Raw genomic sequence first — 9,305 nt, forward strand, 5'->3', positions numbered from 1 at the left:
AACCAAAGAGACACACGCTTGGCGTGTGTCTCTTTGGTTTAGCTAATTCATGAAATCGAAAAATGATGATGGATTAGACATCCATTCCGGCATTATAACCGGCAGTTGTTGCATTGTAAAGCGTGCCCCGGTTGGTTGTACAGTCGCCGATGCAGAAAACATTGTCTACGAGATCAGCAAATTTAGCAACCTCCAGAACGTTTGGTTTTACACCCAAAGAAATGATTAAGGAATCAAAACTAACTTCTTTTTCCCCATCAGGTCCTTCAACGACAACGGAATGTTCATTGACTTTCAGCAATTTGTGATTGGACAGGATCGTTACATGTTCTTTTTTGAGCAATTGCAAAAGGGCTGTCATGGGAATGGGCGACGGTTCCAGCATTCTTTTTTCACTGACCATTTCGATGATGGTCACTTTTTTCCCTTTGCGCGCCAAATTCAAAGCCGTTTCGCAACCGGTCAAACCGCCGCCGGCAATAACAACCTCATTTCCCACTTCTACGGTTCCAGCTTCCACATCACCCACCCATACTGCATTTTTCCCGTTCAAACCGGGAATCGCGGGAATATTGCTTTCGGCACCCACGGCAATAATCAAGGCATCTGGGGATTCAGCCAATATTTTTTCAGGGGTGGCTTCGGTAGCCAGTTTTAGCTGAACATGGGGATGACGGCTGGTCATTCTTACGGCCCATTCTAAATAATTTTTCAGATCGGCTTTGAAATCGGGGGTTACTGCAAGTCTTAAAGTTCCGCCCAGTTGACTGCTTTTTTCAAAGAGCACGACATCGTGACCGCGGTCTCCGGCTGTTCTGGCAGCTTCCATTCCACCAGGGCCGCCACCGATGATAACGACTTTTTTCTTTTGCTCGGCTGTTGTCGGAAAATCTTTTAGTTCAAACTCTCGGCCGACTTTAGGGTTTACCGTACAGGCTATTCTCAGCGGTTCCATTCCATGGGTCCGGTTTAAGCAAAGAACACACCGGATACATGGGCGGATTTCTTCTTCTTTTCCAGTCCGCGCTTTATTGACACTTTGAGGATCGGCTAAAACGGTGCGAATCATCGCACACATATCGGCTTCATTGTTTTCAATAATTTCAGCGGCTAAGTTTAAATCAATAGAACCAACGGTGGTGACCGGAATTTTTATCCCGGCCGCTTTTTTAATGCTAGCGGCGTAATGGACATTATATCCTCGTTTTAGATAGGTAGGCTGTGTTGTAATGGGCACCATCTCATCATCCAGCAAGACACCGGCGGATACATGGACGAGATCTATTTTATCCTGAATCATTTTAATATATTCGATGGTTTCATCTAATTCAACGCCGCCGGGGATTAGTTCAGCGCCGCTTAAACGAAATTCGATTGCTAATTTATTGCCAACTCGGGCTCGGATTCCCGCTAATAATTCACAGGCGAAACGGGCTCTATTTTCCAAGCTGCCGCCATATTTGTCGGTTCGGTGATTAAATACCGGGGATAAAAAATTACTGACCAGAATGCCGTGTCCGCCATGAATCAAAATCATATCCATGCCTGCTTTCAAGGCTCTTTCGGCAGCATCTGCAAACATTTTGATCCAGCCGTCAATATCTTCCTGACTCATCATATCGATGGGTGACTTGCCCGCCTCAGGCATATCATGGCCCATGGCGAACCCGGCTAATTCGATGGAAGCTTTAGCGCCGTATCGATGGATCGTATCAGCAAGAACCGCTAAACCAGGGACGACGTTGTTATCGCCAATATTGAGACAATAACCGCTCATATGTTCAAAAGGCGGAGTAACCATCGAAATACCAGTGGTTACAATACCGGCGCCACCTTTGGCAAGTGCTCTTGTCCACTCAATAAGTTCGGGTGTCACCAGGCCTTCTGCTGAAGCCAGGCGGGGAGCAGCTGGGGATGTTTCAATGCGATTTTTCACAATCATATTCCCAATTTTTATAGGTGTAAAAATACTTTTGTATTTTGGATCCATACTAAACCTCTTTCTGATAATAGTTTATTTAACAAAATATTATCAGTATTAAAAAATTAATACAATGTCAGAACATCAAAAAATAGCAACGATTTTTGTTGCAAAATGACAACGATTTAATTTGCTTTTGATTAATGCCCTTTATATAATAGTAGAAATCGAACACGTTTTTTCAAATAAGAATTAAGGACGATCATGATGGATATAAAATTAAATGAAATTGCAAAATTGTTGGACGATTATAGACCAGAAACCACCCTTTCGGAAAAAAAATATGAATGGATAAGTGATGTGGTATTAGTTGACGGATGTATAAAAGCAATGAATCCAAATCTTTTGTATTTATGCGAGGCCCGGCATTTTCAGAAAATTCGAAATCTGAATGTGCCGGGAAATGTTCTGATCGTAGATCCAGATGATGTGTCAATAAAAAAAATGATGAAGACAAAAGTGAATTATATTTTGCTGAACAGGGCAGAAAAAATTGAAACTATTTATGAATTAGTTCATCAAGCGTTTTTGATGAAACGTGATTTTTACAATAAAAAAACGAAGCTGGTGGCAGCACTCTTAGACTGCAAAGGGCTCCAACATATTATTGATACAGCTTATGAGGTGCTGGAAAATCCGATGTTTATTAGCGATCTTACGTATAACATCCTTGCTTTTAATGAAAATGTGAATGTGGGGGACCCATCCTGGCCGACTAAACAGGAAGAAGACTTTGAATCCTATGAAAGATTAAAAAAACTTAATGACAGTGGTGTGTTTGAAAGACTCTATAAAAGTGAGGCTCCCTGCATTGAGAATTTTGATTATTCGCCAACCAGATGGATGGCTCATAAAATTACGATCAATGATAAAAATATTGGGCATATTGCGGTGGTTGAATCAGAAAGATCATTTGAAGATACGGATTTAGAGGTTCTGCAGTTTTTATGCAGGATTGTCGCCAGTGAACTGCAAAAGGACAGAATCCATTACAATCAGTTTAACAGTGAGTTCGAACATTTTATAATTGATTTGCTTGAAGAAAAAATAACCCAGTATGAATCGATTGAGAAACGGGCGAAAAGTTTAAAATTGAATGTGAAAAGACATTTGTTGCTATTGACCATCAGTCCTTGTGATAAGAATAGAAAAGGAATGCCGTTAAGTTATATAAAAGGGTTTATCGATCGCTTATTAAACACCGAAAAATCTATTCTGTACAAAGATAAGATAACAATTATTTTTGTTAGTGACAAAAAGGAGTTCCTGTTGGGAGAGACAAGGAAGAAATTATCAGAATTTTTAAAAAACAATCAAATGAATGCAGGCGTTAGTCAATACTTTCATGATATTGTGCACCTGAAAAAGTTTTATCTGCAATCTCTCAAAGTCACCGAGTTGGGTGTTCAGTTAAAGCCGGAAGCGCATATTTTCTATTATGATGATTACTCTATTTATCACCTAATGGAAATGGCAAGTTCTCAATTTGACTTAAAAAGTTTCTGTAATCCTTTTTTGCTTGATTTGATAGAATATGATTGTCAATATAAAACAGATTATTGTCATAATTTGTATATTTATCTATTGAGCGATTGCAGCATGACGAAAGCATCAGAAATTTTTCAAATCCATCGTAATTCGATGAAATATCGAATAAAAAAAATCGAGGAGGTGTTAGGCATATCGTTGGACGATGTTGAAGTAAAGTTCTCACTGTTGATGACTTTTAAAATATTAACATATGTTGGCGAAAAAAAAACAAGCGGTTTTTAAAACCACTTGTTTTTTTTGAAATAAATGAGGGTTCCGGCAGCAACGGTAATGGATAATACGATGACAAAAGGATAACCATAGGTCCAATGAAATTCAGGCATCATGATATTCATTCCATACCAGCCCACAATCAGTGTTAGCGGTAAAAATATTGAAGTAACAACGGTGAAAATTTTCATCACATTGTTGAGATTAATATCCATCTGGGACTGATAGGCTTCTCTGACCTGGGTGACATAGTCTCTCAGGTTAAGCACGCTCATATAGAGCCGGTTGATGCGTTTGGTCAGAATTTTAAAATAGCGCAGCTTGTCATCATTGAGCAGCCCATTTTCGTTTTCTTCAATAGCTTCAGAAATTTCCAAAAGCTGTTCATAATACTGTTTGAGACCGAGCAGCTTTCTGCGAAAAATAACCAGAGCATCGACAAAATCGTTTTTAGTCGAGACGATTAATTCTTCCTCAAGATTCGAAATTTCTTCTTCGATTCCTTCAAGAATCAGTCTGTCGTCGCAAGTGAGCTTGTCAAAGAATAAATGGAAAAATTTCCCCAAAGCAGGAATTTTAAGTTCTTCCGATTGAGTACAGATGACACTCTCATTGATAAAATCTTGGTGGTCAGTAACAAACAATAGTAAGTTATCTCTAAAATATATACAGATTCGCTTGGGCTTTTTATCCTGGCAGATCGGATCAGGCACCATGATGGTGATAAAATCAAAACCATCATAACCTTCAAATTTAGAGGTGCCTTCAAGCAGACATTCTTCAAAAATTTTATCGCTGATCCCGAGTTGCTCATAGACCGCAGGAAGCGTTTCAAAATCAAGAATACACAGATGCATTTGACTTTGACCGCTATTAATATGCTCAAAAGCATCAATTGTAAAGGTGTTGTGATCGAGAAGATATACCAGCATTCTTATTTCACCTTGTTTTTAACAACATAGTGTGCATTTTGAGACTTGCTGTTTCTGCGGGCTTCGATTTCAAATTGATTTAAAGAAAGAAGCAGTGGTCTTAATTTGGTATGACCATAGTTTCGGGTGTCAAAATCCGGATAACGGTTGTTAAGTCTTGATCCGACTTCGCCTAAATTAGCCCAACCATCTTCATCTGAACTTTCATTGATAATTGTTTTCAGCGATTGAATCAGCTCTTTTTTACTGGCCATGTTTTCCTTAGATGTTCCGTGTTTTCCATTTTGTCCAGTTATATCCACAGCGTCGGCAGTATCACTGGCCAGGACTTCAAGATATTTGAATTTTTCACAAGCTGTGATAAAAGGCGTCGGCGTTTTTTTCTCGCCCATACCCACCACGTACATACCAGCTTCTCGCAGGCGTGTGGCTAATCGCGTAAAGTCACTGTCACTGGAAACAATACAAAAGCCATCAACATTATGGGAATAAAGAATATCCATAGCATCAATAATTAATGCCGCGTCGGTCGCGTTTTTCCCGGTGGTATAACTGTATTGCTGAATCGGTGTAATGGAATAATTAAGCAGTACCGTTTTCCAGGATGCCAGCTGAGGTTTGGTCCAGTCACCATATATTCGCTTATATGTGGGCACACCCAGATTTGAGATCTCATCAAAAATATATTTGATGTATTTATCAGAGACATTATCCGCATCAATTAAGACTGCAATTTTCATATCATTTGTCATATGTTTCCCCTTTTAATAACGATGATTTATTAGTTTGTCATCAAGTTTAACTAAAAGTTAGATGAAACAATGAGTGACCATCATAAATAAATTCGTAATTTCCTAATACTATCAGTATAAGTGAAATTTTACTTTTTTACAATACCAACCTGATTAGAAATACTGTGATTAAAAGAAAAAAAGACAAACCGGAAAGGTTTGTCAAGATTGAATTAAGGCTGGTCATAAAGATGCTCTTCTTCACGGTCATTGGTCAGTTTAAGTTTATCTAAAATGTAGAAGGTCAGGCTTAAAAGCATGCCGACCACAGCGGATAGCACCATACCGGTTAATTGGATGCTGCCAAAATTGACGGCCACACCCGATAAACCAACAACGAAAATAACGGAGGTTAACGTCAGATTTCGTGATTTGCCATAATCCACCTGGGCTTCAACTAAAATACGAATACCGGAGGCACCAATCATCCCGTAAAGCAGAAAGGATATTCCGCCAATCACTGGTCCGGGAATGGTACTGATCAGCATCGAAAGTTTTCCAACAAAACCGCAAATAATCGATAAAATGGCGGCGCCGGCAATAACCTGAACGCTGTAGACTTTAGTAACCGCCATAACCCCAATATTTTCACCGTAAGTTGTTGTTGGAACAGAACCGACTAATCCGGAAAGGGTGGTTGAAATATAATCGGCAAGCAGAGAACGATGCAGGCCGGGATCTTTTATTAGATCTCTGCCAACAACTTTTCCGGTAACTATTTGATGACCGATATGTTCTGAAGAAATAACCAGAAGAACCGGCAGGATCATTAAAATTGCTTCCAATTTAAATTGCGGAAATTGAAAATTTGGTAAAGCAAACCATGGTGCATCTGCGACGGCCTGAAAAGTTGTAGAACCAACCACGCCGGTAATAAGTGCCGCGATGTAACCCGCAATAATGGCGATGAGAATCGGGATAACGGATAAGAATTTTTTAAATAAAACAGAACCAAAAACAGCAAACCCGAGAGTTACCAGAAAAACAATGGCATTATTAGGGCTGATGGTTGTGATGACCTGATTGTAAAGACCGCTGGCTTTGTCTAACACGTAGCTTGTAGAGCCGATAACCCCGGCAGTTTTTGCAGCGGTGCCGGCAAGTTCAAGCCCAATTAACGCGACCACAGGTCCCATGGCGGCAGGAGGAAGAACGATGTCGATCCAATCAGTGCCGAATTTATAAATGATTCCAGCGAGGATACATCCACAGATGCCAACTGCAACAAAGCCGCCTAAAGCGTATGAATACCCCCAAGTGGCGATAACGATGCCGGCAGGGGCTAAAAAGGCAAAACTTGAACCAAGGTAGGCCGGCGACTTGCCCTTAGTAATAACAATAAATAACAGGGTTCCCACACCATTCATAAAAAGAACAATAGCAGGATTGATGCCAAAAAGAAAAGGGACTAATACTGAGGCGCCAAACATTGCAAACATATGTTGGATGCTCAATGGCACAAGCATCTTCAGCGGAACCTTTTCCTCTACTTGTATAATTCTTTGATTGTTCAAAATCTTCCTCCATTCTTTAATTTCCTTTGCGATTATAACACAGTTATGAAACGGCGAAAAGAATATTTATTGAAAAGAGTGTATAATAATAAAATTTTATAAGAATACAGATAAAGTTTGTTTACTTAGCGATCATTTGAAAGCGGAATAATAATCGATCAATAGAATCGTTTGGTGATTAAGCATTTAGTTGCGGGTAGATATTTACGATAAAAGAAACCTGTGTTACAATGCAGAAAGAATATCAGAAATCAAGGAGATGAAGATGAATATATCGGTCAATACAAAATTATATGCTGTCATCGGAGATCCCATTGCGCAAAGCTTATCGCCACAATTACATAACGGAATTTTTGCGGCCAATGATATGGATGCCGTTTATTTTCCGATTGCGGTAAAATCTCGGGATTTAGAAAAACTTGTTCAAGGATTTCGACTAATGAATTTTGGTGGATTTAATATAACCAAACCACATAAAATAGAAATCATAAAATATTTAGACGGATTGGATCCTCTGGCCGAAAAAATTGGGGCAGTCAATACCGTGGTCTGTCGTGATGGAAAAATGATTGGCTATAATACCGATGGTTTTGGATTCATAAAATCCATTGAAAAAAAACTGGGGCAACAATCAAAGGAAGAATTAACAGTGTTGATTTTAGGTTGTGGCGGAGCAGTTAAATCCGTCGCCATGGCACTGGCGGATGGGGGAATAAAAAAAGTAATCATTGCCAATCGAACGTTTGAAAAAGCGCTTGAATTAGTAACGCAAATAAATGAAAACTGGCCAGGAAAAGCGCAGGCAATTTCGATGGAAGAAGCAGAGTTGAAAAAAGCAATAGCCGAAGTCACCGTGATTGTAAATGGAACCAGTCTCGGTATGGCGGATGCTCCTGAAAAAACACCGATATCGAAGCGCTTATTGAAAAAAGAACTTCTGGTTTATGATATGATCTACAGCCCGCCGATGACCCAGTTGCTTAAGGATGCGAAAGCCGTCGGAGCACAGACCGAGAATGGGTTGGAAATGCTTCTATATCAGGGATTATTGGCGTTTGAATTGTGGACTGGCATTTTTCCCGATCCAGAACTGGGAAAGAAACTCTTAGAAGAAGGGATTGGGTGATATGGAAGAAGAGAAAACATGTATTGCACTCATTGGTTTTATGGGAACAGGAAAATCAACGATCGGTCCACTGCTTGCAAAAAAACTAAACTTCACATTTGTTGACACCGATGATCTGGTGGAAACTGCCATGGGAATGAAAATCGCAGACATCTTTTCCGATCTTGGTGAAAGTGCATTTCGCGAAGCTGAATATGAGGTATTAAAAGAAGCGGTAACCGGGAAGCGAGTAGTTCTTTCTACCGGTGGCGGAATTGTTTTATTTGAGAGAAATCGAAAACTTTTAAAAGAGAATGCTTATGTCGTTAGTTTGACAGCGCAGCCAGAAACAATATTTATACGCGTTCAGGAAAATGAGACAAGACCCTTATTAAAAAGTGAAGATCCGTTAAGACGAATCAGACAGATGATGGCAGAGCGTCAAAAATACTACGACGATTGTGATCTGATTATTTCAACTGATGATTATACAGCTTTGGAATGTTGTGAAAGAGTTGTAAAGTCATATCGAGCAATGCAAAAAAAAACCCATCAATGAGCTGTTTTTCTATTTCATTGCTTTAAGATCACAAATATAACAGTCAGTCAGTCTTTGAACAACTTTTGCATTTTTAACAGGCCAGGTGTTTTCCAATGCTTCACAATAACCCATGGCAGTTTCTTCATCGTATATAAAATCAATGCAGCCATTGCATTTTTTATCTTGTGTTCTCTTGATCAGTTCAAGAACAGATTCATTAACAGATTCTCGGAATTCTTTGTAGGCAATTGTTTTATTATTTTCGAACATACTCATTAGTTTCACCGTGCTTTCTAAAAAAATACTTTTACAGAATGGATCAGCGGATTTGATATCTTTTAAAAATCCGATATGTAATAATAGTACCTCATATTTTACGAAAAACAAGATAAAATTTTGTCGTCTTTTCAATTAAGAAAAATAATTAGAAATTTCAAAAAAAGATTGATATTTTATTTGTGGTATGTTATTATCTACAACAGTGCCGTGTGAGATATTTAATTATCTCTATCGCATCAGGAGTAAGCAGCTTCAAAATTTAATCAAGTTTTTATTTCGCCGAAGTGATGGAATTGGCATAAGTAGAGAACCGAAATCTATGATTTCGTGTGAATCACTTAGTTATGTCTATCGTATCAAGAGTAAGCAGCTTCAAAATTTATTCAAGCTTTTTTTTCGCC

The 9,305-nt window shown here is 39.0% G+C and carries 8 protein-coding genes; 3 read left to right on the forward strand and 5 right to left on the reverse strand.

Annotated features, from left to right (window positions below; all coding sequences use genetic code 11):
• Positions 1-73 precede the first annotated feature (73 nt).
• On the reverse strand, positions 74-1,990 hold the full coding sequence (locus FZC40_RS14985) for an oxidoreductase (protein ID WP_148605805.1): 1,917 nt from the start codon (positions 1,988-1,990) through the stop codon (positions 74-76).
• Positions 1,991-2,188: 198 nt separating this feature from the next.
• On the opposite strand from FZC40_RS14985, the gene FZC40_RS14990 reads away from it, so the two are divergent.
• On the forward strand, positions 2,189-3,754 hold the full coding sequence (locus FZC40_RS14990) for a PucR family transcriptional regulator (RefSeq protein ID WP_186843810.1): 1,566 nt from the start codon (positions 2,189-2,191) through the stop codon (positions 3,752-3,754).
• On the opposite strand, the gene FZC40_RS14995 is transcribed toward FZC40_RS14990, so the two are convergent.
• The 3 genes from FZC40_RS14995 to uraA form a co-directional block, all read right to left on the reverse strand.
• Entirely contained in the window at positions 3,751-4,674 is a 924-nt protein-coding gene (locus tag FZC40_RS14995; RefSeq protein WP_148605809.1) for a magnesium transporter CorA family protein, read from the reverse strand. The two genes, FZC40_RS14990 and FZC40_RS14995, sit on opposite strands and share 4 nt — an antisense overlap.
• A gap of 2 nt (positions 4,675-4,676) precedes the next feature.
• Positions 4,677-5,426 (reverse strand): NYN domain-containing protein, encoded by a 750-nt coding sequence (locus FZC40_RS15000; protein WP_148566502.1) that lies wholly within the window; start codon positions 5,424-5,426, stop codon positions 4,677-4,679.
• 212 nt (positions 5,427-5,638) lie between these two features.
• A complete protein-coding gene (gene uraA / locus FZC40_RS15005) occupies positions 5,639-6,979 on the reverse strand; it encodes a uracil permease (RefSeq protein WP_148605811.1) in 1,341 nt (446 codons plus the stop codon).
• 265 nt (positions 6,980-7,244) lie between these two features.
• On the opposite strand from uraA, the gene FZC40_RS15010 reads away from it, so the two are divergent.
• Positions 7,245-8,105 carry a shikimate dehydrogenase gene (locus FZC40_RS15010; RefSeq protein ID WP_186843809.1) on the forward strand — a complete coding sequence of 287 codons (861 nt, stop codon included), beginning with the start codon at positions 7,245-7,247 and terminating at the stop codon, positions 8,103-8,105.
• 1 nt (position 8,106) lies between these two features.
• Positions 8,107-8,643: a shikimate kinase gene (locus FZC40_RS15015; protein ID WP_148605815.1), complete on the forward strand. Its 537-nt coding sequence runs from the start codon at positions 8,107-8,109 to the stop codon at positions 8,641-8,643.
• A 9-nt stretch (positions 8,644-8,652) separates the two neighbouring features.
• Here the strand turns inward: FZC40_RS15015 and FZC40_RS15020 are convergent, their stop codons facing one another.
• A complete protein-coding gene (locus FZC40_RS15020; protein WP_148605817.1) occupies positions 8,653-8,901 on the reverse strand; it encodes a hypothetical protein in 249 nt (82 codons plus the stop codon).
• Positions 8,902-9,305 lie beyond the last annotated feature (404 nt).

Origin of the sequence: Acetobacterium tundrae, from assembly GCF_008086615.1 — a bacterium.
Lineage (GTDB): Bacteria > Bacillota > Clostridia > Eubacteriales > Eubacteriaceae > Acetobacterium > Acetobacterium tundrae.